We start from the raw sequence: 25433 nt of genomic DNA, 5'->3' as shown, positions 1-25433 counted from the left end.
GCGAGCGATGATCCCCGCTCCGTTGAACCCCGACGACGTCCGCGAGTGCCTCAAGGCGCCGGGTCAGATGCTCCCGCGGGCGGCCTACACCGCCGACGACGTCCTCGACTGGGAGCGGAAGGTCATCTTCGCCGGTGGCTGGGTCTGCGCCGGGCGCTCGGCCGACATCCACAACCGCGCCAGGAAGGCCGTCGCCGTCGGCGACGACTCGGTCCTGCTCGTACGCGACGACGACGCCACCCTCCGCGGCTTCTACAACGTCTGCCGCCACCGGGCCCACGAACTCCTGCCGTGCGGGTCCAGCGCGACCGGCAGGTTCATCGCCTGCCCTTACCACAACTGGGTCTACGACCTGCGGGGCGACCTGCACCGCATCCCGGGCGAGCCCGCCCCCCAGCTGGGCCTCGTCGAGGTCCCGATCACCGAGTGGCACGGGTTCGTGTTCGTCAACGCCGACGGCCAGGCCCCGCCCGTCGACGACTACCTCGACGGCCTGGCGGAGATCGTCGGGCCGTACGCGCTGAAGGACCTCGACGTCGCGGCGTCGCACGAGTACGAGCTCGACGCCAACTGGAAACTCGCCGTCGAGAACTACCACGAGTGCTACCACTGCCCGGCGATCCACCCGGAGCTCTGCGCGGTCTCCCCGCCCGACAGCGGCGACAACTACGTCCCGACCGGCCTGTGGGCGGGCGGGAGGATGGACCTTGTCGACGGCGCGGAGACCATGTCGATGGACGGCGCGTCGGCGACGGGCCCGCTGCCGGGCATCACGGGCGAGCGGCTGAGGATCGTCGAATACCTCCACCTGTTCCCGAACCTGCTGCTCAGCCTGCATCCCGACTACGTCATGACGCACGTCCTGGAACCGCTCACCGCGACGAGGACCCGGGTCACCTGCCAGTGGCTGTTCCCGCCGGGCGTCACCGACGTCGGCTACGCCGTCGACTTCTGGGACCTCACCAACCGCCAGGACTGGGCCGCCTGCGAAGGGGTCCAGCGCGGGGTGAGCTCACGCGGCTACCGTCCCGGGCCCTTCTCGGCCGACGAGGACGTCACCTTCCAGTGGATCGCCACCGTGGCGACCGCTTATCTGACGGGCCGCGCGCCGGCCCTGCCCGAGAGGATCTGAAATGACCGTCGTCAGCGAGCGCACACCGGCTCGCACACTGGACGACCTCATCGCCGTTCAAGAGGCGGCGTTCCTGGCCCGGACCGTCGAATCACGGCGCGTGCGGGCCGAATGCTCCGATGTCTTGCCCGGAGGAGTGGCCTCCAACTGGCAGGACGCACCGCCCGGGGCCGTGTGGATCTCGCACGGCCAGGGGTCCCGCGTCGTCGACCTCGACGGCACCTCGTACGTCGACCTGCACGGCGGGTTCGGGGTGAACCTCGTCGGGCACGCCCATCCCGCGATCGTCGAGACCATCGACGAGCGCGTCAGAAAAGGCACCCATTTCGCGCAGCCCACCCGGGACGCCGTCACCGTCGCCCGGCTGCTGGCCGACCGCTTCGGGCTGCCGATGTGGCGGTTCGGGAACTCCGGCACCGAGGCGACCATGGACGCCGTGCACCTCATGCGGGCCGCCACCGGCCGCATGAAGATCATCAAGGTCGAGGGCAGCTACCACGGCCACCACGACTCCGTGCAGGTCAGCGTCTATCCGACGGTCGAGGAGGCCGGGCCGCCGCTCCGGCCGCGCTCGGTGCGCTACAGCCGGTCGGTGCCGCCGGACCTCGCCCGGCTGACCGTCGTGGTGCCGTTCGGCGACCTGGAGGCCGTCGAGCGGGCGCTGATCGAGAACTCCGGCGAGGTCGCCGGCATGATCCTCGAACCCGTCATGATGAACATCGGCCTCATCCCGCCCCCCGACGGCTACCTGGCCGCCCTCAAGGACCTCCTCCACCGCCACGGCGCCCACCTCGCCTTCGACGAGGTCAAGACCGGCCTGTCGGTGGCCCCCGGCGGCGCGTCCGGGCTGCTCGGCGTGACGCCCGACATCATCTGCCTGGCCAAGGCGCTCGGCGGCGGGCTGCCGTGCGGGGCGATCGGCGGCACGCCCGAACTGATGGGCCTGATCTCCGAGGGGGTGTACGAGCAGGTCGGCACCTTCAACGGCAATCCGCTCACCATGGCGGTCGCGGCCGTCGTGCTGCGCGACGTGTTGAATACGGACGCTTATCGTCACTTCGATCGGCTGCGCGCGGCAATGGTGAGCGGAGTGACCGCCATTCTGCGGAGATACGACCTGCCGGGATATGTGCAGGCGTATGGCGCGAAGGGCTCAGTAATATTTCACCAGAAACTCCGCGACTATCGCGACTTTCTGGAGTACCCCGATGAATGGGGCCACGCGCACTGGCTCTACCAGCACAACGGCGGGGTTTTCCTGCCGCCCTGGGGAAAGACCGAACAGTGGACGCTCTCGGTCCAGCACGGCGACGACGACGTGCGCAGGTTCCTGGCGAACCTGGACGCCATGGGGCGTGACTACGCCGGCAGCGCGGCCATCAGGTAGGCGAGCCGGGCGGCGGCGTCCTCGACCGACTCGACCGTGCCGAGCCGGTAGCCCCACGAGGTGAGGAAGGCGCCGCAGTCGGTGCAGGTCACCGTCTCGGCCAGGGTGTCGGAGAATCGGTTGCGGACGTGCACCGCCGGCGGGTTGGCGCTCAACAGGCGCACGGACAGATCGATGTGATCCCGCGTCGCATCGGCGAATCGCTCAAGACACCACAATGTGTCAACCATCGCACAATCACCTCCCGGCTGAGGGAAAAGGATTGCACGCTCCCGTCACATGAGGCAAGCAATTGCTCTTACGAATCAGCGGATTGTTTCCCCAATTCGTCGATCACCCGGACGATCACCGCGCGGGCGTCGTCGCGATAGGCGGCGGCGCCCGCGAAGTCGTCGAACGCGCGGCCGTAGAAAGTGATGTCGTCAGGGTCCCTGAGCAGCAGATCCTTGGTGAACGTGGCGACGCCGACGAGCGCCTCGTTGTAGATGGCGAAGCTGTGCAGCGGGGTGGCCGGCATCGGCGTGGCGAACGGGATCACGCCGAACTCGACGTTGGGCAGCGTGGTGATCGCCAGCAGCCGGTCCATCTGGCCGCGCATCACGTCGACCGGGGCCAGCCGCACGTGCAGCACCGCCTCGGGCACCACGAACCGGAACTGGCGGGCGGGGTCGTAGAGGATCTCCTGGCGCTGCATCCTCACCCGGATGGCCGCGTCGACGTCGTCGACCGCCTCGTAGACCCGGCGCACCTTCTGGAAGATGTTGCGCGAGTACTCCGCGGTCTGGAGCAGGCCGGGGACCAGCCCCGCCTCGAAGATCCGCAGCGTGCGGATGCGCGCCTCGAGATCGCGCACGTCCTCCTGGAGCGCCGCCAGGCCGCCCTTGTGCCGGGCCTTCCACGAGTCGTGCCGCTCCACCAGGCCGACCGCCTGCTGGATCAGCACGTCGACCACGCCGGGCTCGGCCGTGACGGCCTGGGCCCAGACGACGACGTCGTCCTCGGTCGGCGTCTGGCGGGCGTTCTCGATCCGGGAGACCTTCGACGGCTGCCAGTGCAGCCGTTCGGCCAGGTCCTTCCCGGACAGGTGAGCGGCCTCGCGGAGCTGCCTGAGCTGGATGCCCAAGTCGATGCGCGCCTGCTGGAAACCGCTCACTCGATCCCTCCCGCCATGGTGCGGACCAACGTAGACCGCCCCTCCGCGCTCAGGCCATAGGGAGCTCCCTAATCGTGATCAGGTCAAGACCTTGCGTGCGATCTCGACCAGGAGCTCCCGGGGGACCTCGACGGCGGTCTCGTAGTCGGCGAGGTGCCGGAGGTCGGCTCTGGCCTCGGGGTCCACCACCTCCGTGCCCTGCACGACGATGGTGCCGCGGTCGGTCTCGTACAGCGCGGGGCACGTGGTTGCCTCGGAGGTGGTGCCGAGGAAGCGGAGGCGCATGGGGGGTGTCCTTCCGTACAACAGCCGCAATTGCGAGCAATTGTAGGAGGGCTCATGTTTCGCCGGAATCCGGTTCGGGTTGCGGTATGGACTCAGGGCAGCGGGACCGGTATCGCGCGCAGGCGTTCACCGAGCGCCTTGGCCTGCGCGTCCATCAGCGGGCTGGCGGCCACTCCCCGGCCGAGCAGGCCGTGGACGACGAAGTTGACCGCGAGGAGATTGGGGAAGGCGAACCGCTCGACGCGCAATCCGGCCACCTCGGGGAGCAACTCGGGCAGCCGGTCGGCCGTCAGGTAACCCTCCAGCCACGCGTAGTGGTCGGGCGTCCGCACCCACACCCCGAGGTTGGCGTTGCCGCCCTTGTCGCCCGACCGGGCGCCCGCGATCAGGCCCAGAGGTCGGAGCTCTTCCTCCAGCGGCAGCGGGATCGGCACCGGCGCGGAGAACCACGGCCCGGCCTCCGACAAGGGCTCGGCGAGAGGCGCGGGCGGCACGCCGGGGGCGTTTCCCGGGGCGTCGTCCCCGAACGGGACCTCCGCGCCGTCCAGCGTGACCTCCACGTGGACCAGCTCGCGGGGGACCGCGACGGGCCAGTAGACGCCGTAGGGCGAGGCGTCGCCGGGCGGGGTCAGGCCATAGAAGCCGGGATAGCTGGCCAGGCCCGTCTCCACCACGGCGGAGGAGAAGAGGCGACCGGCCTTGCGCCGGTCGGGATCCATGACCGTGATCCGGAGCAGGTTCCCGGTCAGTTCCGTGTACGTCCGCTCGAAGCTCTCCTTGGGCACGCGCGCCCAGACCGCCTCCTCGGCGAGCCGGGCCTTTTCGGCCACGTCGAGACCGGTGACCAGCAGGGTCATCGTGTTGCGGTAGCCGCCGAGCACGTTGACGGCCGCCTTCAGCGTCGGCGGGGGCGCCTCGCCGCGCACCCCGCTCACCGACACGCGGTCGGGGCCGTCCTGCATGAGGCGGATCGTGTCGAAGCGGGCCGTCACGTCGGGGCCGAGGTAGCCGGGGCCGCCGATCTCGTACAGGAGCTGGGCCGTGACGGTTCCCACGGTGACCGCGCCGCCGGTGCCCGGGTGTTTGGTGATGACGCAGGAGCCGTCGTCGTGGATCTCGGCGATGGGGAAGCCGCAGTGGGCCAGGTCGGGGATCTCGTCGAAGAAGGCGTAGTTGCCGCCGGTGGCCTGGCAGCCGCACTCGATGATGTGACCGGCCACGACCGAGCCCGCGAGCCGGTCGAGGTCGCCCGGACGCCAGCCGTACCGCCAGATCGCGGGCCCGGTGACCAGGGCCGCGTCGGTGACGCGGCCGGTCACCACGACGTCGGCCCCCGCCGAGAGCGCGGCGGCGATGGGGAAGCCGCCCAGGTAGGCGTTGGCGGTGACCGGCTCGGCGGTGAGGGTCTCGCCGGTGTCGAGGTTGACCAGCGGGCCCAGCTCCGGCAGGCGGGGCATCAGGTCGTCGCCGGTCACGGTCGCGACCTTGGCCGGCAGGCCCAGCTCGCGGATCGCCCGCGCGCAGGCCGCCGGGTCGAGGCCGCCCGCGTTCGACACGATCTTGATGCCGCGGTCGAGGCAGGTCGCCAGCACCTCGGAGAGCTGCTTCACGAACGTGGCCGCGTAGCCGGGCCGGCCCTTCAGCCGGTTCCCGGCCAGGATCAGCATGGTCAGCTCGGCCAGCCAGTCGCCCGTGAGGACGTCGATCGGGCCGCCTTCGACCTGTTCCCGCGCGGCCGAGAGGCGGTCGCCGTAGAAACCCGAGCAGTTGGCGACGCGGAGCATCAGACGGCCCAGTTCGGCGGGCGCTTCTGCAGGAACGCGCTCATGCCCTCCCGCGCCTCGGTGGAGGAGAACAGCTTGGCGGACAGGGTCGCCATCTCGTCGCCGCGCTCGGCCAGCAGCTTCCGCACCGGCTCGGTGACCAGCCGCTTCGACTCCGCCAGGCCCTGCGGCGAGGCGGCCCGCAGCCCGTCGAGGACGGTCTCGACCGCGTCGTCGAGCTGCGGCAGCGGCACCGCCTGGGTCAGCAGGCCGATGCGCTGGGCCTCCATCGCGCCGAAGGTCTCGCCGGTGATGAAGTAGCGCCCGGCGGCCCGGCCGTCGAGGCGCGGCAGCAGCGTCAGCGAGATCATCGCGGGGGCCAGCCCGAGGCGGGCCTCGGTGAACGCGTAGTCGCCGCTGTCGTCGGCGACCACGATGTCGCACGCGCCGAGCAGGCCGAGCCCGCCCGCCCGCGCCTTGCCCGCGACCCGGCAGACCACCGGCTTCGGCAGCTCGACGACCAGCGTGAACAGGTCGATCATCCGGCGGGTGCCCGCCTCCATGCCCTCGGCCGCCGCCTCCGACAGGTCGGCCCCGGCGCAGAAGACCGGCCCGGTGTGGGCCAGCAGCACCGCCCGCACGTCGTCGTCGGAGCCGGCCGCCTCCAGGTGGGCCGACAGCTCCTCGACGAGCTGACGCGACAGGGCGTTGCGGTTGCGCGGCGAGTCGAGCGTGACCGTGGCCACCCCGCGCTCGACCGTCAGGTGTACGACCTCGGTCACCGTTCCCCCTCTTTGATCACAGCCAGTGGGGTACCCGCTTCGACCTGCCGTCCCGCGACGGCGGTCAGCTCGGCGACCACCCCCCCGGCCGGGGCCGTGATGCGGTGTTCCATCTTCATGGCCTCCAGCACCACGACCGTCTGCCCAGGTTTCACCTCGTCACCCACGCCGACCTCGACCCGCAGCACGGTGCCGGGCATCGGGGCGGGCAACGACCCAGGAGGAGTCTGCACCACCGGTTCCGGCAGCCGGGGAAGCGGGGTGAGCCGGACGGGACCGAGCGTGGAGTCGACGTGGACGGCCCCGTCGTACCAGGCGACGCCGAACACCCGGCGGACCCCGGCGATCTCCAGCACGACCTCGCTCTCCGAGGCGGACACGAAGACCGCCTCGGGGGAGGACCGCAGGCCGTCGCGGGTGTGGAGGTAGGTGATCTCCCCGGCCTCCTCGAAGGCGGCCCGGTGTGGCTGGGACACGACGTTGCGCCAGCCGGCGGGCAGGTCGCCCAGGGTCTCCCGGGGCCGCGCGGCCCGCGCGAGGGCGGCGGCCAGCGCGGAGAACCGCACGGCGTCGACGCCCGCCAGGGGAGCGAACTCGTGGCGGGTCAGGAAACCCGTGTCGGTGCCGCCCTCCAGGAACTCGGGGTGCCGCAGGACGCGGACGAGGAGGTCGCGGTTGGTCGCCGGGCCGTGCAGCTTCGCGAAGGCCAGCGCCGTGGCCAGCCGGCGGGCCGCCGCCTCCCGGGTCGGGGCGTAGGCGATGACCTTGGCCAGCATCGGGTCGTAGAAGGTGCTGATCTCGTCGCCCGAGACGATGCCCGAGTCGAGCCGCAGGCCGCCCTCGCCGAACTCCGACTCCACGCCCGGGACCTCGAACCGGTGCATCCGGCCGGTCTGGGGGCTCCAGTCGTCGGCCGGGTCCTCGGCGTAGAGGCGCACCTCGATGGCGTGGCCCACTGGGCTCGGCGGCAGGCCGGGCAGGGCCGCGCCCTCGGCGATCTCGATCTGGAGACGGACCAGGTCGACGCCGTAGACGGCCTCGGTGACCGGGTGTTCCACCTGGAGGCGGGTGTTCATCTCCAGGAAGTGGAACCGGCCGTCGGCCAGCAGGAACTCCACGGTGCCCGCGCCGGTGTAGCCGATCGCGCGGGCCGCGTTCACCGCCGCCTCGGCCAGCGCCCGGCGCAGCTCGGGCGTCACGCCGGGGGAGGGCGCCTCCTCGAGGACCTTCTGGTGGCGGCGCTGGATCGAGCACTCCCGCTCACCGAGCGCCCAGATCGTGCCGTGGGTGTCGGCGAGGATCTGCACCTCGACGTGGCGGGCCCGCTCCAGCAGCGGCTCGGCGAACACGGTCCCGTCGCCGAACGCCGCCGCGGCCTCCCGCCCGGCCGACTCCACCGCCTCGGCGAGCTCGTCGGCCGACCGCACGATGCGCATCCCGCGCCCGCCGCCCCCGGCCGACGCCTTCAGCAGCAGCGGGTAGGTGAGATCGGCGGGCGGCTCGGTGAAGGCGCCGCCGAACGCCAGGGTCGGCAGCAGCGGCACCCCCGCCTCGGCCATCAGCGCCTTGGCCTCGATCTTGTCGCCCATCGACGCGATGGCCTCGGGGGAGGGCCCGATCCAGGTCAGCCCCGCCTCCATCACCGCCCGCGCGAACCCGGCGTCCTCGGAGAGGAACCCGTAGCCGGGATGCACCGCGTCGGCGCCCGCGGCCCGGGCAGCCGAGATGAGCTGCTCCACGTCGGTGTACCGGGCCACGCGCACCGCCGACCCGGCCTCGGCGACGTGCCGCGCCGTCGCGTCGGCGTCGCCGAACACCGCCACCGTCTCGATGCCCAGCGCGTCGCACGCGCGGATCACCCGCCGGGCGATCTCGCCCCGGTTGGCCACCAGAACCCGTCGAATCATGTCGCTCACATCCGGAAGACGCCGAAACCGGCGCTGGCGGGCTCGGCGGCCGAGCCGATGGCGGACAGGCACAAACCGATGACGGTACGGGTGTCGCGAGGGTCGATCACCCCGTCGTCGTAGAGGCGGCCGGACAGGAAGAACGGCAGCGACTCCGCCTCCACCTGCCCCTCCACCAGGGCCCGCATCGCCGCGTCGCCCTCCTCGTCGAACGCCTGCCCGCGCGCCTCGGCGGCGGCCCGGCCCACGATCGACAGCACCCCGGCCAGCTGCGCCGGACCCATCACCGCCGACTTCGCGCTCGGCCAGGTGAACAGGAACCGGGGGTCGTACGCCCGCCCGCACATCCCGTAGTTCCCCGCGCCGTAGCTGGCGCCCATGACGACCGTCAGGTGGGGGACCGTGGAGTTGGACACGGCGTTGATCATCATCGAGCCGTGCTTGATGATCCCGGCCCGCTCGTAGTCCTTGCCGACCATGTAGCCCGTGGTGTTCTGGAGGAACAGCAGCGGGGTGCGCGACTGGTTGGCGAGCTGGATGAACTGCGCCGCCTTCTGCGCCTCCTGGCTGAACAGCACGCCCCGCGCGTTGGCCAGGATCCCGACGTCGTAGCCGTGGATCGTGGCCCAGCCGGTGACCAGGCTCGTGCCGTAGAGGGGCTTGAACTCGTCGAACTCGCTCGCGTCGGCGATCCTGCCGATGACCTCGCGCGGGTCGAAGGGGATGCGCAGGTCCTCCGGCACGATGCCGAGGAGGCCGTCCTCGTCGAGCAGCGGCGGTCGTGAGGGCTTCGGCCGGCGGCCCTTCTTCCGCCAGTTGAGCCGCTTCACCACGGCGCGGCCGATCCTGAGGGCGTCGTGCTCCGACTCCGCGAGATAGTCGGCCAGGCCGGAGTCGCGGGCGTGCATCTCGGCCCCGCCGAGCGACTCGTCGTCGGCGTCCTCCCCGGTCGCGACCTTGACCAGCGGCGGGCCGCCGAGGAACACCTTGGCGCGTTCCCGGACCATGACGACGTGGTCCGACATGCCCGGCACGTACGCGCCACCGGCGGTGGAGTTGCCGAAGACGATCGCGACCGTCGGGATCCCGGCCGCCGACAGCCGGGTCAGGTCGCGGAACATCCGGCCGCCCGGGATGAAGATCTCCTTCTGGGTCGGCAGGTCGGCGCCGCCCGACTCGACCAGGTTGATCAGCGGGAGCCGGTTCTCCAGGGCGATCTGGGTGGCCCGCAGCGTCTTGCGCAGCGTCCACGGGTTCGACGCGCCGCCCCGGACGGTCGGGTCGTTGGCGACGATCACGCACTCGACGCCCTCGACCACCCCGATGCCGGTCACCACGCTGGCGCCGACGGGAAAGTCGGAGCCCCACGCGGCCAGCGGGGACAGTTCGAGGAACGGGGCGTCGGGGTCGAGCAGCAGCTCGACGCGCTCACGGGCGAGCAGCTTGCCCCGGGAGTGGTGGCGGTCCACGTACTTCTGGCCGCCGCCTTCGACCGCCTTGGCGTGCTCCGCCGCAAGGTCGGCGAGCCGGCCGAGCATCGCGGTCCGTCGCTGCTGCGTTTCCGCCGAGTCGGGAGGTTGGATCACGTTCGGTGAGTTTAATGTCCTACGCGCGGGGACGGCCGGTTATCCGGGGGGACGACCGCCGGACCCCCCTGGCCACAGGGCCAGGAGGGTCCGGGGCGGGACCTCAGATCAGTTGCGCAGGGTCCACTGCTGGTTCGTGCCGCCGTTGCAGGACCACAGGATGAGCCTGGTGCCGTTGGCGGTGCCGGCGCCGTTGGCGTCCAGGCAGAGGCCTGACTGGACGCCGGTGATGGTGCCGTTGGAGTTGACGTTCCACTGCTGGTTCGTCTGGCCGTTGCAGTCCCAGATGATGATCTGGGTGCCGTTGGTGGTGCCCTGGCCGTTGGCGTCCAGGCACTTGGTGCCGAAGACCTGGAGCTGCTTGCCGGAGGTGTAGGTCAGCCGCTGGTTGGCGCCGGTGCCGCAGTCCCACAGCTGGGCCTGGGTGCCGTTGGCGGTGGAGCTGTTGACGATGTCGACGCACCGGTTCGACTGGCCGCCGACGATCTGCTGCCCGCCGCCGGTGTTGCCGCCGCCGCCCTGCCGGACGAGCGAGACCGACTGCGCGGAGCGGTTGCCCTGGGCGTCCACCACGAAGAGCCGGTATTCGCCGTTCGTCGACGGGACGGCCATGGAGGTCGCGGTGCCGCCCGCCCGGGTCATCGTGGCGCCGGCGGTGAAGGTGGTCGTGCCGGCCGGGGCCAGCCAGACGCTCTTGGTCGCGTCGCCGGTGCTGCGGATCGGGATCGTGGCCGACCCGCTGGTGACGTACGTGCTGGCGGGCAGGACGTAGTCGGGCAGGGAGAGGTTGCTCTGCGGGATGATGCCCCGGTAGGCGTCTTCAAGGCCCGAGTTCACCGCGATGCTGTACGCCGCCGCCGGCCAGACGTAGTCGGAGGACACGATGATGTCCTGGACCGTGCTGTTCGGCAGGTTCTTGTTGGAGACCTTGTTGATCGGGCCGTAGGTCTGCGTGATGCTCAGGTCGTGCTTGCGCCCGAAGTCGTCGGAGTTGATGAGCCACGTGATGTTCTTGTCGACGCTCAGGACGTTGTCACGGAAGATCATGTTTCCCGAGCCCTCGTCCGGGTGGAGGCCGTACTTGTGCCCGGACGGCACGCCCTGCATGTAGTTGTTGGTGATCGTCGTCCCCGGCTGGTTGCCCAGCGTGTAGACCGGGGCGGTGTCGCTCAGGCGCTGCACCGTGTCGATGAAGTGGTTGTGGCTGATGGTGTTGTTCTTCGCCACGGTGGTCGGCACGTTGGGCCGGATCGAGCCGGACGAGCCGTCGAAGTTCCACCAGCCCCAGCCGAGCGTCACGCCCGACCACGGGGTCTTCTCGATGCGGTTGCGCTGGACCGACAGGGTGTCGGCGAAGTAGGCCGAGATGGGGCTGTGCCCGTTGAACAGCACCGCGCTGTCGTAGATGTAGTTGTTCCTTATCGCGATGTTCTTGGGCGCGCCCTCGGTCGCGACGGTGTACTTCTCGCGGTTGGAGGAGGTGTAGTCGCCGATGTAGACGTGCTGGGGATGGCCCACGGTGATGGCCGACCCGGCGATGTCGTTGGTGAAGTTGCCGATCAGCTGCGTGTTCACCACGTCGTTGACCATGTTGATGCCGTCGACGCCGGTGTGCTGGACCCGGTTGTTCTGCAGCAGCAGCCCGTCGGCGTTGTCGATCTGGATGGCGCCGGGCGCCGTGTCGACGTTGCGGTAGTAGTAGACGTGGAAGTTCTGCCTGGCGTAGGCGAGCGCGCCGAGGTTGCCCTGCTGGGCCTGCTTGAGCACCGAACCGGCCACGTTGAACAGGTTCCAGTCGGAGTGCTGGACCGTCAGGCCGGAGAAGGTGATGTTCCGGGCGCGGGCGCTGGTGGAGCTGCCGGCGACCTTGATGATGGTCGCCACGTTGTTCGGCGCGTACACCGTCGCCGTCGACATGTTCTCCGAGCTGGCCTTGTAGTAGTACACGGTCTGGCTCGTCTTGTCGAAGAAGAACTCGCCCGGGGAGTCGAGGAACTCGTAGGCGTTCATCACCTTGTGGCTGCCGTTGATCTGGGCGTTGCCGTTGAAGGCGCCCTGGGCGATGGCCGCGCCCGGCTGCTGGTACTGCACGATGCGGTTCGAGCCGTCGGAGGTGACCGTCCGGACGCCCACGATGGCCGTGGTCCAGGTCGTGCCCGTCTCGATCTCGATGTCGTCCTGGTTGTTGGGGATGGCCGGGAAGTCGTTGAGGCTGTACCTCGCCCCGGCGCACTGCGAACCCGACTCCCATGCCCAGGAGGCCTGCCCGGCCGTGATGTTGTAGGTGCCGTTGCAGCCGCCCGAGTTCATGGTCTTGGAGGCCATGAACGCGCGCTTGTCGTTGACGTAGAGCGCGCGGAGCTTGTTGCTGCGGCTCAGCGGGGCCTTCCAGATGTTGCCGCTGTGCTGGGTCCATCCGGTCACCTGGACGCCGCCGTTGAGGACCGGCGTCTCGTTCTGGTACGCGGAGTAGATGACCCGGAAGCCGTTCGTGCCGGAGTCGGCCTGCGTGAAGTCGACGGTGCTGCCGATCGGGTAGTTGCCGCCGCGGAGGTACACGTAGATGTCGCCGGTCATGCCGGTGTTCACCGTGCGGACGACGTCCCGCGCGCGCTGCAGGGTCCTGAACGGGGAGGAGATCGTTCCCGGGTTGCCGTCGTTGCCGTCGGGCGCGACGTAGTAGGTGGCCTGGGTCGCCGCCGAGGCCACGCCGCCGGTGAACGTCGGCAGCAGCACAGCGGCGGCGAACACCGCGAGCGCCGCTGACACCTTCCCGGTGATGGATAAGGCTGACTTCACGCTCTGTTCCTTTCGTTGCTTCCCGGCGGAATGTTCGCGCTAACAGATCGGCGGGGAGGGCCGCTGCCGAACATTCAAGACATATGACGTATGCCGACTGACGTCTGGGCGTAATGTCGCATTAACACGGAGGTCTGGCAACAGGGGGAGAGGGCCCACTTTTCGCCCATTCGCCCATCCGTGCCGGGTGATCACCGGTGACGTGGGCGAATTCCGGGATTCCGTCGTGTTACGGGTGGGTCACGAGAGGCGGGCGTTCGCGTCGGCGGCCGTCGGCGGCACCCGGTCGTGAAACTTTCAGCCGGCGGGCCGACGCTCGTCTTGCGGAGAGATCGTCCTGGGTCCGCGAACGACGTCTGCCCGGGTTTCTTGGTGTTTTCCGGGAAAGCCCAGGTCGCGGCGTTCTGGGGATGCAGGCGGGCTCACGGAGTCGCGCGCTTCTGTCGAAAACCTCGGGACTTTCGTCGATTTCCAGCAAAAGGCTATGGGCAAGCGGAAGAACTAGATCTATATTACGGCGCAGAGCAGCATCGATGTCCCCCGTGTTACAGGGACTGAGATCCGGCGCCGGCCGCCAGCCTGGCCCTGTCGGCAGCGCCGTCACCCCCTGCGCCGCGGTGCCCGCGGCACCTGAACCGAGATCGGATTGGCCTTGCGGAAACTGCCCCTGTTATCCGTGCTCCTGCTCACCACGCTCACCTCGCTCGCCGTCCCCGCGCAGGCGCGCGCGGACGTGCCGCCGCAGGTGCCCGGCGTGACCCTGCGCACCTACGACGTCCAGGTCGAGCTGAACAAGCTCTGCACGCTCAAGCCCGGTCAGACCCCCAACGTCGACAAGCTGATGCCCACGATCAACTGGGCGGCCGACGCCGACTTCGGCCTGGTCGACATGTTCGTCACCGAGGTGATCGGCAACATCTCCATCGCGACCGCCGGCACCTACGAGTTCCGGCTGACCAGCGACGACGGCTCCCGGCTGCGCATCGACGACACCGTCGTGATCACCAACGACGGCCGGCACGGCGCGATCTCCGTGGACGGCGCGATCAACCTGACCACCGGCTACCACGCGCTGCGCGTCGACCACTTCGAGCACCTCTACGGCCAGGAACTCCGGCTGGAGTGGAAGCCGCCGGGCGCCTCGGGGTTCACCCTCGTGCCCACCTCGGTCCTCAGCACGGACGCCGACGTCGTCCGGGTCACCGCCCCCGGGCGCAAGGAGTGCGAGAGCGGCGCCGACTCCCCGGGCGACGGGCTGCCGCTCCAGGCCGTCCACCCCGACTTCACCCTCACCGACCTCCGGCCGGCCGGCTTCCAGCCGCAGGTGACCGGCATGGACTGGCTGCCCGACGGCCGGCTGGCCATCACCACGTGGGGCGGCACGGACAACAAGCTCGGCGAGGTCTACCTGCTCGACCACGTCACCGGCGCGACCTCGCCCGCTCAGGTGACCGCCAAGAAGATCGCCAGTGGGCTCCAGGAGCCCATGGGCCTCAAGTACGTCGACGGCAAGCTCTACGTGTCGGAGAAGTCCCGCCTGGTGGAGCTGAACGACACCAACGGTGACGACGTGGCCGACAACCTGCGGACCGTGGCGACCTGGCCGTTCGGCGGCAACTTCCACGAGTTCGCGTTCGGGATGCTCTACCGCGACGGGCACTTCTACATCAACCTGTCCGTCGCCATCAACTACGGCGGCGCCACCACCGACCCGCAGCCCGCCCCCGACCGGGGCACGACCATCAAGGTCAACAAGGACACGGGCGCGATCGAGTACGTCGCGGGCGGTCTGCGCACACCCAACGGACTGGGCTGGGGTCCCAACGACGACCTGTTCGTCATGGACAACCAGGGCGGCTGGCTGCCCGCCTCGAAGCTCGTGCACGTCACCAAGGACCGGTTCTTCAACCACTACACCAACCCCGACGGCCGCTTCGACGGCAACGTGGTCACCAAGCCGGTGCTCTGGCTGCCGCACAACGAGATCGCCAACTCGCCCAGCACCCCGGTCCTGATCAAGCAGGGCCGGTTCGCGGGGCAGATGCTCTTCGGCGACGTCACCTATGGCGGGCTCCAGCGCGGCTTCCTGGAGAAGGTCAACGGCGAGTACCAGGGCGCGGTCTTCCGCCTCACCCAGGGCCTGGAGGCCGGGGTCAACCGGATCAGCATCGGACCCGACGGCGCGATCTACGCCGGAGGTCTCGGCGCGGGCGGCAACTGGGGCCAGGAGGGCAAGCTCACCTACGGCCTGCAGAAGCTGACCCCCAGCGGCGACAAGGCCTTCGACATCCTGCGGATGCGCGCGATCGAGGGCGGCTTCGAGCTGGAGTACACCCAGCCGCTGTCGGCCGCGACCGCCGAGTCGCTGGCCGCCAAGTACCAGATCACCCAGTGGCGCTACGCCGCCGCCTCCACCTACGGCGGCCCCAAGGTCGACGAGGAGCCGCTGACCGTCACCTCCGCCGACCTGAGCGCCGACGGCAAGAAGGTCACCCTCAAGATCGGCGGCCTGAAGGCCGACCGCGTCGTGCACCTGCGCTCGCCGCGCCCGTTCGCCTCGGCGTCGGGTCAGCCGTTGTGGAGCACCGAGGCCTGGTACACCCTCAACACCCTGGTCAACGGCCCGGAGACCGACACGGTGTACGAGGCGGAGAGCGCCTCGCACAGCGGCGGCGCGAACCTGGCCACCGACCACCTGAGCTACACCGGCAGCGGCTTCGTCGCCGGCTACGGCAACCAGGGCGCGGCCACGCAGTTCGCCGTGAAGGTCCCCCGGGACGGCACCTACCACGTCGGCCTGCGCTACTCCAACGGCCCCAACCCCGCCCCCGGCAACAAGTCCGTGAGCGTGTACGTCAACGGCGCCAAGATCCGGCAGGTGCCGCTGCCCAGCACGGTGACGTGGGAGCAGTGGGCCACCCGGGTCGAGCCGCTGACGCTGAAGGAAGGCGTCAACACCATCACCTACAAGGTCGACGCCGGCGACACGGGCCACGTCAACCTCGACTCGATCACCGTGGCCGCGCAGCGGGTCTTCGAGGCGGAGAACGCCACCCTGGCCGGTGGCGCGAAGGCCAACACCGACCACCCCGGCCACACCTACAAGGGCTTCGTCGACGGCTACTGGAACCAGGGCGCGAGCACCTCGTTCAGCGTGTGGTCGGACACCACCGGCCCGCACAACGTCAGCCTCCGCTACGCGGCCGACACCGTCAGGTCGCTGAGCGTGTACGTCAACGGCGAGAAGATCCGCCAGACGCGGCTGGCCTCCAGCGGCGGCTGGGACTCCTGGGCGATCCAGACCGAGCCCCTCAACCTGCGGCGGGGCACCAACGAGATCACCTACCGGTACGACGCCGGTGACGGCGGACACGTCAACCTCGACCACATCTCCGTGTCGCTCGCCGAGCGGATCACCCTGTTCGACGGGTCGAACCTGGCGGCGTGGGAGAAGCGGGCCGGCGGCACGGCCACCTGGCCGATCGCGAACGGCTCCGTGGAGTCCCTCGGCGGCGACATCCGCACCCGGCGGACCTTCGGCGACTTCAAGCTCCACGCCGAGTGGCTGGTGCCGGACTACCCGGCGAACGTGACCGGCCAGCAGCGCGGCAACAGCGGCATCTTCCTCCAGGAACGCTACGAGGTTCAGGTCCTGGAGTCCGCCGGCGACCCCGCACCGCTGATCAACGGCGCGGGCTCGATCTACAACAAGCGCGCCGCCGACACCAACAGGGCCACCGCCCCCGGCACGTGGCAGACCTACGACATCACCTTCCGCGCCGCCCGCTACACCAGCACCGGCGTGAAGGTCGACAACGCCCGGGTCACGGTCGTCTGGAACGGCGAGGTGGTCCACGACAACGTGGCCGTCGACGGCGGCACCGGCGACCACATCGCCGAAAGCGTGGCGACGGGCGGCATCCGCCTCCAGGACCACGGCGACGCCGGCGAGAACCCCCGTTTCCGCAACGTGTGGATCGAACCCGTCTCCTGACCTGATCCAGCCGGCAGGCCGCCCCACCTCGCGTGGGACCGGCCTGCCGGCGCTCGTTCAGCCGTCCTGGTCGCGTTTCTGGTCGGCCCCGCGCCAGCGGCGCGCCCGTTCGGCGATCCCGGTCGAGAGCTTGTCCGCCACCGAACCGGCCCGGTCGAGGGTCTCGCCGCCGAGAACCCTGGCGGCGCCGACGCCCTTGGCTCCTGTCTCGAGCGCCTTGTCCCGCACCTCCACGGCCGCCTCCACCCACCGCCTCGCCTCCGGCGACTCGCGACCGGACTCGATCCCGAGCCGCCCGCGGAAGTCGTGGACACCGGCCACGACGTGATTGCTCGACTGCACCACGGCAGGGGACTTGGCGGGGTTGAACAGCACCTTCGCGTTCGCCCGTGCCGCGGCGGCGTTCATCCTGGCCACCAGCTGCCCGGTGCTGCGCGCGATGTGGTCCAGCCGGTCCTGCCGGGCGGCCTTCAGGCCGAGGCGATGCCCGTTCAGCTCCTCGGGTGACTCGTCCAGCACCCGGTCGAGTTCGAGCACGGCGATCGCGTCCTGGAGCTGGAAGCAGCGGGCCAGCACGGTGAGCCACTCCTGGATCACGGCCTCGGCCTCCTTGGCCGTCGTGGCGAGATCACTGATGTTGCTCTGCTGTTCGAGCTTCTCCGCGAGCGCGTCGAGCCGCAGCAGCGCGTACGCCTGGGTCTCCGCGATCGTCGTCGGCGCGGTCTGCATCTTCGACCATGTGATCTCGTCGACCCTGCCCTTCGTCTCGCGGAGGGTCATCGCCTCCTCGATGACGTAGCCCGCGCCGATCATGCGCGCCAGCATGGTGTCCTTCTGGGCCCGCAGCACGTCGTCGACCTTCTTGTCGATGACGGCGAGATAGTCGGCGATCTCGTCCATGGTCTGTTGCATCGCGACCTGCGCCATGATCCGCCCGGCGCCGGCGAGATTCGCCGGGTTCGTCAGAAACGACCGGGGGTTCTTCGTGAATTCGACGAATCCTCTGATCTGGCCCTTGGGTCCCTTCACCACTCCTGTGCTCAGACCTGACGCCGCGCTTTCCCTCAGTCCGTACTTCTCGACGACCTTGGCCGACTCCTCGGTGAGTTTCACCCAGCGACCGGATTCGGCGGCGATCTCCGCGCCGGCCTGAGCGACAGTGGCCCCCATCTCCATGGCTGCCCTGAGTCGCCGCAGTCCCAGATCCTTCGACGGCAGCCCCTCGGAGGCCAGGAAGCGTTCGACATCCGGCGCGTTCCCGATGACCGCCAGTCCGTCGCCGTCGCTGATCAGCTGAATCTCGTCGTCCATCGCCGCTCCTGACAGGGGTTCTCGCGCCGGGGTGTGACGAGGAATCGCGAAGACCGCCGCATTTCCCTTCGCCAGGTCCGGATTCAATCAGAGAAATGGCGACAATTCATTGGGATGCTCGCCTTTAGCGCAAAACCGTCTTCGCCATTGGCCAGTGGGTCCGTGCGACAGGGCCGGTCGGGTGGGCCAGACTGTGACATCAACACCCTCTTTATGGAGACTTCTCTGCAAATGGCCCACATCGCCATGTTCGCCGTGCCCGCGCACGGTCACGTGAACCCGTCGCTGGCCGTCATCTCCGAGCTGGTCCGGCGCGGCCATCGGGTGACGTTCCCGACCACGGCCCACTTCGCCGACGCCGTCGCGGCCTCGGGCGCGCGACCCCTCCCGCACGACTCGGTGTTCCCCGAGCCCGGGAAGCCGTGGCCCTACGCCGACGACGACATCTTGATGGCCTTCAGGTCGTTCTTCGACGAGGCCGTGCACGTGCTGCCGCAGGTCGAGAAGCTCTACGCCGACGACAGGCCCGATCTCGTCCTGTACGACATCGGCGGCTACCCCGGCCGGGTGCTCGCCCACAAGTGGGACCTGCCTCTCGTCCAGCTGTCGCCGACCTACGTCGGCTGGGACGGCTACGAGGAGGAGGTCGCGGCCGGGGTCGAGCAGCTCGTGCGGTCGGTGCCCGGGGGTGACGACTACTACGCCGACTTCACGGCGTGGCTGGCCGGGAACGGGATCGACCTCCCGTACGACCACTTCACCGGGCGGCCGCCGCGCTGTGTCGCGCTCATCCCCCGGGTGCTCCAGCCGCACGCCGACCGGGTCTCCGACCACGTGGCCTTCGTCGGGCCGACCCTCGCCGACCGGGCCCACCAAGGGACCTGGAGCGCACCGTCGGACCGGCCCGTCGTGCTGGTCTCGCTGGGGTCGGCATTCACCGACCGGCCCGCGTTCTACCGCGACTGCGTCGAGGCGTTCTCCGGGCTGGGGTGGCACGTGGTGCTGCAGATCGGCTCCCGGACCGACCCCGCCGCGCTCGGCGAGGTGCCCGGCGACGTCGAGGTGCATCCGTGGGTGCCGCAGCTCGCGATCCTCGCCCAGGCGTCGGCGTTCGTCACGCACGCCGGGATGGGCGGCACGATGGAGGGGCTCTACCACGGCGTGCCGATGATCGCGGTGCCGCAGGCGGCCGACCAGTTCCAGAACGCCGAACGGATCCAGGAGCTCGGCGTCGGCGTGCACGTCCCTGTGGAGGAGGCCACCCCCGAGCGGCTGCGGGCGGCCCTGCTCGGCCTCACGTCAGACCCCGGCGTCGCCGACCGGCTGGCCGTGATCAGTGCCGAGCTCCGGGACAACGGCGGCGCCGCCAGGGCGGCCGACATCATCGAGGGCCTGCTCTAGTTGCAGTGGGTCCAGCCGGTCTGCCAGGTCGCCTTGGCGAAGCCGCCGCCCCAGACGACGCACTTGTTCTTCGCCAGGAGCCGGATCGGGCCGGCGTAGGCGGTGTAGCGGCCCCAGTCGTTGCCGTGGGGGCCCTTCTGGACGCGCAGCAGGGCGCCCATCCTGATGGTGCCCGGGATGAGGTTCTTCGACAGGGTGACCACGCAGTTGAGGCCGGTCGCCTGTTCGTACAGGAGATAGGTGGTGGCCCGGCCGCCCTGCCACCTGTGCCGGTCGACGACCGCGAAACCGGCCCCGCACAGGCCGGCGGCCGTGTGGGGGTTGGGCTCCTTGACCTTCGGCGTCGGCGAGGGCGACGGCGAAGGGCTCGGCGACGGTGACGGCGAGGGGCTCGGCGACGGCGACGGGGTCACGCTCGGGCGCGGTTTGTCGACCGTGTCCGGGCGCTCGGCCGGGGTCTCGGTGGTCGGCGCGGGCGGCTCGGGCTGGGCGGCGACCGGCGACAGCGACGGGCGGGGCGCCCGCTTGGTCGGGGTGATCTGGGCGATGACGGGGGCGACCGTCGGGGCGGCGATCGGGGTGCCCGGACCGGTCTGCGTCATGACATAGGCCGCGCCGCCCAGCAGCAGGACGGCGGTGGCTCCGGCCAGCACCAGCCCGCCGCGCCCCCGGCCCTTGGCGGCCCGGCCGATCGCGCCGGTGTCGCCGCGTAAATAGGCGACGAGCTGGTCGGGGGACGGGCGGTCGGCCGGGTCCTTGGCCAGGCAGCGGGCGACCAGCGTGCGCATCGGCCCTTCGAGGCCGCCCAGGTCGGGCTCGGAGTGCAGGATCCGGTTCAGCACGACCGGGATCGACTCGGCCCCGAAGGCGGGGCGGCCGGTGGCGGCGAACACCATCGTGACGCCCCACGCGAACACGTCGGAGGCGGGGCTCGCGGTGGCCTCGCTGAGCAGCTCGGGGGCCAGGTAGGCGGGGGTGCCCATGGTCGTGCCGCTCATCGTGGCCTGCGGGGCGTCGAGCGCCTTGGCCACGCCGAAGTCGATCACGACCGGGCCCTCGGGCCCCATCAGCACGTTGGCCGGCTTCAGGTCGCGGTGGGTGATCCCGGCCCGGTGGATCGCCGACAGCGCGGTGGCGGTCGCCAGGCCCAGCCGCTCCAGCGCCGCGCCCCGGCGCGGCCCCTCCCGCTCGACCAGCTCCTTCAGCGACGGGCCGGGCACGTACTCGCTGACGATGTAGGGCTGGTTGCCGGCCAGGTCGGCGTACAGGACCGGGGCGGTGCTGAACCGGGCCACCCGCTGCGCGAGGCTCACCTCGCGCAGGAAACGGGCGCGGGCCGCCAGGTCGGCGCTGAGCCGGGTGTGCAGCAGCTTCACGGCCACGGCCGTGCCGTCGGGGGTCAGACCCTTGTAGACGACGCCCTGGCCACCCTCGCCGAGCCGATCGACGATCTCGAACGGCCCCAGCCTCGTGGGGTCGCCTTCCACCATGGGCAGCACGTTACCAGGGGGTTAGATGGCCTTGCCCGGGTTGAGGAGGTTGTGGGGGTCGAAGACCTGCTTTATCCCGGCCTGGAGGGAGGCCACGACCGGGCCGCTCTCCAGTTCCAGCCACCGCCGCTTCAGCAGGCCCACGCCGTGTTCGCCGGTGAGGGTGCCGCCCAGGGCCAGCGCGGCCCGGAAGATCTCGTCGGCCGCCGCCCACACGTGGGGCGGGGGCTCGGGCAGGCCGCGCTCGAAGATGAACACCGGGTGGAGGTTGCCGTCGCCCGCGTGGGCGACCGTGCAGATCTGCACGTCGTGGCGGCGCGCGACCGCCTCGATCTCGGTGATCATGTCGGGCAGCTTGGAACGCGGGACGCAGACGTCCTCGGTCAGGCAGGCGCCCTGGCGCTCCTTCGCCTGGTAGGCCATCCGCCGGACGGCGATCAGCTCGTCGGCCTCCTCGGGCGTGGTCGACCGGGCGGCGAACGTGGCGCCGTGCTCCTCGCAGAGCGCGGTCATCCGGTCGGCGGCCGCGTCGGCGTCGGCGGCGTCCGACTGGGCCAGCAGCATGCCCTGCGTGGCGGGCTCCAGGCCGATGTTCTTCCAGTCGTCGATCGCCTGGAGGGTGTTGCGGTCGATCAGCTCCAGCATCGACGGCTGGCAGCCCGCCGCGATGATCGCGGCCACCGCCGAGGCGGCGTCGTGGAGCGAGGCGAACTCGGCGGCGACGGTCACCGGCTGCCGGAAGGGGGCCCGCCGCAGGCGCACGGTGGCCTCGGTGATGATCCCGAGCGTGCCCTCCGAGCCGACGAACAGGCCGGTCAGGTCGTAGCCGGTGACGCCCTTCATGGTGCGGCGGCCGGTGTTGATCACCTGGCCGTCGGCCAGGACGACCTCCAGGCCGAGGGCCGAGTCGCGGGTGACGCCGTATTTGACGCAGCGCAGGCCGCCCGCGTTGGTGGCCAGGTTGCCGCCGATCGTGGAGATCTCGTAGGAGGAGGGGTCGGGGGCGTACATCAGCCCGTGGGCGCGGGCGGCGCGGTCGACGTCGGCGGTGATGACGCCGGGCTGGACGACGGCGAGCTCGTCGGCCGGGGAGAGTTCGACAATCCGAGTCATGCGGGCCAGCGAGAGCACGATCGATCCGTCGCCCGCGACCGCCCCTCCGGCCAGCCCGGTGCCCGCGCCGCGCGGCACGACCGGGACCCGGTTGGCGGTGGCCCATTTCATCGTGGCGACCACGTCGTCGCGCGATTCCGCGAGCACCACGCCGCGCACGGCTCCGGCCTGCAGGAACGTGCGGTCTCCGGCGTAGGAGGCGGTGACGTCGGGATCGGTCAGCACGCGTCCGGGAGGCAACGCTGAGATGAGGTCGTCCACATCGCGAAACAGTATCAACCGGCCTGACAGCTCCCGTCAGGCGGCCGGTCGATATCGGTTTCGCAACATCCCGAATTGACTTTACTTTTCCTTTACCCGGTCATCTAACGTCCCGGTTGCGACGGGTGTGGCGGTTTTGCCGCGCGCCCGTCGCGCATCGGTGGCGTGCGAACACCCCCTGCGCGCCTCGGAAACAGCCCGGCTGACTACCGGGTGAGGGAGGAAGTTTTGTCAGCCTTTGCAGCATCCCCTCGCAGAGCACGACGGTTGGCCGCCATCGTGCCCGCGCTCGGGCTGCTGGCCGCGGGTCTCACCGCGGCCACGGTCCCGGCATCGGCGGACTCCACGGAGGCCCGCTGGATCCCGTCGCTCAGCGACCACTACATCAACTACACGCCCCCGCGCGCGCAGTCGGACGTCTCCGACCGCTCGGACGAGAAGCTGAGCGAGGCCGCCAAGGCCAGCCGGCAGGCCACCCAGGCGGTCGCCGACGAGATCGACCACAAGTACGCCGGCGGCAACCCCGTCGCGGCCCGCGGCCTGGCCAACAACGAGCGCCGCGCCATCCGCACCGGGCAGAACCCGTTCGACTTCATCTACAAGAAGGCGGGCACGAAGCGTACGGCCAAACTGCTGACGCTTCTCGTGGAGTTCAACGAGAACGCCAACGACGACTTCTCCGGGTTCGTCCGCCCGGCGTCGACCGCCGACATCAACACCTGTGTCACCGAGCCGGCCGGCACGAAGCTGAACGGCCCGCTGCACAACAACATCCCCGACCCGGCCACGGCCGCGGGCGGCGGCAAGGACAACAACTCGTTCTGGGTGCCCAACTTCAGCACCGACCACTTCAACAAGATGCTCTACTCCGACGCCGGGATCACCGAGCGGGTCCGCAAGGACCTCAAGGACCCCCGCGACGGCAAGAAGGGCATCGACATCTCCGGCTTCACCATGAAGAAGATGTACGAGGAGATGTCGAAGGGCGCCTACACCGTCTCCGGCGCGGCGATCGGCTGGCTGAAGGTCCCCCACTCCGAGGCCTGGTACGGCGCCGGTCAGTGCGGCACCTACCCGCAGCAGATGGCCGGCCACCCCGACAACCCGGCCGGCCCGGCCACGCTCGGCATCGACGCGGTGAACGTTCTCGCGCAGCAGCAGCCGAACTTCCCGTGGGCCGACTACGACATCGAGGACACCGCCGACGCCGACGGCGACGGCAACGTCCTGGAGCCCGACGGCGTCATCGACCACCTCGTGCTGGTGCACGCCGGTGAGGACAAGTCCGGCGGCGGCGGCGCCGAGGGCACGTACGCCATCTGGGCGCACTCCTCGACCATCCCCGGCGGCTACACCATCCCGGGCACCAACAAGAAGATCGCCAACTACATCGTGCAGCCGGAGGACTCCGGCGTCGGCGTGTTCGCCCACGAGTACGGCCACGACCTGGGCCTGCCCGACCTGTACGACGCCTCCGGCGCCGGCGACACCTCGGTGGAGTTCTGGGACCTGATGTCGACCGGCTCCCACTCGGGCCCGATCTTCCAGTCGATGCCGACCCACATGGGCCTGTGGGACAAGTGGGTGCTCGGCTGGGTCGACCCCGAGGTCGTCAACCCCGGTGACAAGACCAAGCTCGTCACCATCGGCCAGACCTCGCGCACGCCCAAGCTGACCGAGGACGGCCTGCGCGTCAACCTGCCGCCCAAGCACGTCGTCATGTCCACGCCCCACTCGGGCGCGAACATGTGGTGGTCGAACAACGACCAGATGTGGGCCGACAGCAAGCTGACCCGGACCGTCCAGGTCCCGGCCACCGGCGGTCCCCGCTTCTGGATGTGGAACGACTACACCATCGAGGAGGAGTGGGACTTCGGCTTCGTCGAGGTCTCGACCGACGGCGGCGCGACGTGGACCCAGCAGAAGGTCTACTCCGAGGACGGCACGCTCGTCAGCACCGACGACGGCTACGCCGACCCCAACGGCCGCCTGCACGACTTCGGCAACAAGAAGTACGGCCTGACCGGCGACACCCACGGCTGGCGGCACGACTACGTCGACCTGACGCCGTTCGCGGGCGCCACGATCCAGATCCGCCTGACGTACAACACCGACGAGGCCGCCATCGAGCGCGGCTGGTTCTCCGACGACTTCTCCGTCACCGCCGGTGGCGCGACCGTCTGGAGCGACGACGTCGAGGGCGGCGCCAACGGCTGGACCGCCACCACCGGCACGTTCACCGACACGACCGGCGCCGGCTGGAACATCCACGGCGGCTCGCTCAACAGCGAGCAGTACTACCTGGCCGAGTGGCGCAACTACGACGGGTTCGACCAGGGCCTCAAGTACACCTACGACACCACCTGGCAGCGCGACGGCGCCTGGAAGGTCGAGAAGGTCGCCTACAACGCCCCCGGTCTGCTGGTGTGGCTGCGTGACGCGGCGTACGGGCAGAACAACGTGCCGGCCAACCACTTCAACCTGCCGTCGGTGGGTTCGAAGGGCCAGCTGCTCCTCGTCGACTCGCACTTCGAGCCGCTGCGCCGCTCCGGCGTCGCCGCGACGAAGGACCCGAGCGCGCTGAAGAACATCCCGATGCGTCCGCAGGCGTCCAACGCCGCCTTCGGCTTCGGCAAGACGTATCCGTTCAAGGAGTGCCTGGAGCCGGCCGCCGAGCCGTTCGTCGAGTACTGCACGAGCTTCCCGGCCCAGAACCCGGTCAAGGAGTTCACCGACGCCAAGACCTGGTACCCGGGCTTCGAGAACCGTCCCGACGGTCTCTACTACCGCTCGCGGGACGCCTCGGTGGTCGTGCCGTCCAAGGACAACCAGGCCTACTCGGTCCGGATCGTCAACCCCGACGGCAGCCCGGCCACCGACCTGTACGGCGAGAACGTCAACGGGTTCGTGCTCGGCACGGGCAACCCCGGCGACGAGGGCAAGCAGCTGGGCGTGAAGCTCAAGCTGATCAGCCCGCTGCCGCTGAACCTCGGTGTCATCGTCCAGGTGACCCCGCCGAAGAAGTGAGCACGGGAAAGTAAAGATCACGTTCATCTGACCGGTGCCCGG

The 25433-nt window shown here is 70.1% G+C and carries 16 protein-coding genes; 5 read left to right on the top strand and 11 right to left on the bottom strand.

From position 1 onward, the window contains the following. Window positions 1-7 precede the first annotated feature (7 nt). Together AW270_RS34800 and AW270_RS34795 are read left to right on the top strand one after the other, a co-directional pair. Window positions 8-1132 (top strand): aromatic ring-hydroxylating oxygenase subunit alpha, encoded by a 1125-nt coding sequence (locus AW270_RS34800; RefSeq protein WP_218009420.1) that lies wholly within the window; start codon window positions 8-10, stop codon window positions 1130-1132. Window position 1133: 1 nt separating this feature from the next. Then, window positions 1134-2519 carry an aspartate aminotransferase family protein gene (locus AW270_RS34795; protein ID WP_061300390.1) on the top strand — a complete coding sequence of 462 codons (1386 nt, stop codon included), beginning with the start codon at window positions 1134-1136 and terminating at the stop codon, window positions 2517-2519. Here the strand turns inward: AW270_RS34795 and AW270_RS34790 are convergent. From AW270_RS34790 to AW270_RS41640, 8 genes are all read right to left on the bottom strand, one after another. After that, window positions 2492-2683 (bottom strand): hypothetical protein, encoded by a 192-nt coding sequence (locus AW270_RS34790; RefSeq protein ID WP_245675010.1) that lies wholly within the window; start codon window positions 2681-2683, stop codon window positions 2492-2494. The genes AW270_RS34795 and AW270_RS34790 overlap by 28 nt on opposite strands. A gap of 134 nt (window positions 2684-2817) precedes the next feature. Beyond that, entirely contained in the window at window positions 2818-3672 is an 855-nt protein-coding gene (locus tag AW270_RS34785; RefSeq protein ID WP_061300388.1) for a helix-turn-helix domain-containing protein, read from the bottom strand. A 78-nt stretch (window positions 3673-3750) separates the two neighbouring features. Next, complete coding sequence (locus AW270_RS34780) at window positions 3751-3957, bottom strand: hypothetical protein (protein ID WP_061300387.1); 207 nt, start codon at window positions 3955-3957, stop codon at window positions 3751-3753. A 92-nt stretch (window positions 3958-4049) separates the two neighbouring features. After that, window positions 4050-5741, bottom strand: coding sequence for an acyclic terpene utilization AtuA family protein (locus AW270_RS34775; protein ID WP_061300386.1), 1692 nt, complete (start codon window positions 5739-5741; stop codon window positions 4050-4052). Continuing rightward, window positions 5741-6502 (bottom strand): enoyl-CoA hydratase family protein, encoded by a 762-nt coding sequence (locus AW270_RS34770; RefSeq protein ID WP_061300385.1) that lies wholly within the window; start codon window positions 6500-6502, stop codon window positions 5741-5743. The genes AW270_RS34775 and AW270_RS34770 overlap by 1 nt, the downstream gene beginning before the upstream one ends. Beyond that, window positions 6499-8409 (bottom strand): acetyl/propionyl/methylcrotonyl-CoA carboxylase subunit alpha, encoded by a 1911-nt coding sequence (locus AW270_RS34765; RefSeq protein WP_061300384.1) that lies wholly within the window; start codon window positions 8407-8409, stop codon window positions 6499-6501. Before AW270_RS34765 ends, AW270_RS34770 begins: the two co-directional genes overlap by 4 nt. 5 nt (window positions 8410-8414) lie before the next feature. Next, window positions 8415-9947, bottom strand: a complete 1533-nt coding sequence (locus AW270_RS34760) for an acyl-CoA carboxylase subunit beta (RefSeq protein ID WP_082802075.1) — start codon at window positions 9945-9947, stop codon at window positions 8415-8417. A gap of 156 nt (window positions 9948-10103) precedes the next feature. Continuing rightward, entirely contained in the window at window positions 10104-12794 is a 2691-nt protein-coding gene (locus AW270_RS41640) for an RICIN domain-containing protein (RefSeq protein ID WP_061300382.1), read from the bottom strand. 652 nt (window positions 12795-13446) lie between these two features. Here AW270_RS41640 and AW270_RS34750 point away from each other — a divergent pair. After that, window positions 13447-16788, top strand: coding sequence for a 3-keto-alpha-glucoside-1,2-lyase-like domain-containing protein (locus AW270_RS34750; protein WP_218009419.1), 3342 nt, complete (start codon window positions 13447-13449; stop codon window positions 16786-16788). Window positions 16789-16845: 57 nt separating this feature from the next. Here AW270_RS34750 and AW270_RS34745 read toward each other — a convergent pair whose 3' ends face one another. Then, a complete protein-coding gene (locus AW270_RS34745) occupies window positions 16846-18099 on the bottom strand; it encodes a hypothetical protein (protein WP_061300380.1) in 1254 nt (417 codons plus the stop codon). 198 nt (window positions 18100-18297) lie between these two features. Here AW270_RS34745 and AW270_RS34740 point away from each other — a divergent pair, with 198 nt between their 5' ends. Next, window positions 18298-19500, top strand: coding sequence for a macrolide family glycosyltransferase (locus tag AW270_RS34740; RefSeq protein WP_439649102.1), 1203 nt, complete (start codon window positions 18298-18300; stop codon window positions 19498-19500). On the opposite strand, the gene AW270_RS34735 is transcribed toward AW270_RS34740, so the two are convergent. Then, complete coding sequence (locus AW270_RS34735) at window positions 19497-20990, bottom strand: serine/threonine-protein kinase (protein ID WP_061300378.1); 1494 nt, start codon at window positions 20988-20990, stop codon at window positions 19497-19499. The genes AW270_RS34740 and AW270_RS34735 overlap by 4 nt on opposite strands. Window positions 20991-21011: 21 nt before the next feature. After that, entirely contained in the window at window positions 21012-22364 is a 1353-nt protein-coding gene (locus tag AW270_RS34730; RefSeq protein WP_061300377.1) for an FAD-binding oxidoreductase, read from the bottom strand. Between the two features lie 267 nt (window positions 22365-22631). Here AW270_RS34730 and AW270_RS34725 point away from each other — a divergent pair, with 267 nt between their 5' ends. After that, window positions 22632-25391 carry an immune inhibitor A domain-containing protein gene (locus AW270_RS34725; RefSeq protein ID WP_245675009.1) on the top strand — a complete coding sequence of 920 codons (2760 nt, stop codon included), beginning with the start codon at window positions 22632-22634 and terminating at the stop codon, window positions 25389-25391. The last annotated feature ends 42 nt before the right edge of the window (window positions 25392-25433 follow it).

It is taken from the genome of Herbidospora cretacea, assembly GCF_001570605.1.
GTDB lineage: Bacteria > Actinomycetota > Actinomycetes > Streptosporangiales > Streptosporangiaceae > Herbidospora > Herbidospora cretacea.
Note: the sequence above shows the minus strand (reverse complement) of the source record. Positions and strands in the feature narration are given on the sequence as shown.

Coding starts and splice junctions, on each gene's coding strand:
- AW270_RS34760 (WP_082802075.1), bottom strand. CDS start 9,947: ATGCTCGGCCGGCTCGCCGACCTTGCGGCGGAGCACGCCAAGGCGGTC.
- AW270_RS34775 (WP_061300386.1), bottom strand. CDS start 5,741: ATGCTCCGCGTCGCCAACTGCTCGGGTTTCTACGGCGACCGCCTCTCG.
- AW270_RS34780 (WP_061300387.1), bottom strand. CDS start 3,957: ATGCGCCTCCGCTTCCTCGGCACCACCTCCGAGGCAACCACGTGCCCC.
- AW270_RS34800 (WP_218009420.1), top strand. CDS start 8: ATGATCCCCGCTCCGTTGAACCCCGACGACGTCCGCGAGTGCCTCAAG.
- AW270_RS34735 (WP_061300378.1), bottom strand. CDS start 20,990: ATGGTGGAAGGCGACCCCACGAGGCTGGGGCCGTTCGAGATCGTCGAT.
- AW270_RS34795 (WP_061300390.1), top strand. CDS start 1,134: ATGACCGTCGTCAGCGAGCGCACACCGGCTCGCACACTGGACGACCTC.
- AW270_RS34745 (WP_061300380.1), bottom strand. CDS start 18,099: ATGGACGACGAGATTCAGCTGATCAGCGACGGCGACGGACTGGCGGTC.
- AW270_RS34765 (WP_061300384.1), bottom strand. CDS start 8,409: ATGATTCGACGGGTTCTGGTGGCCAACCGGGGCGAGATCGCCCGGCGG.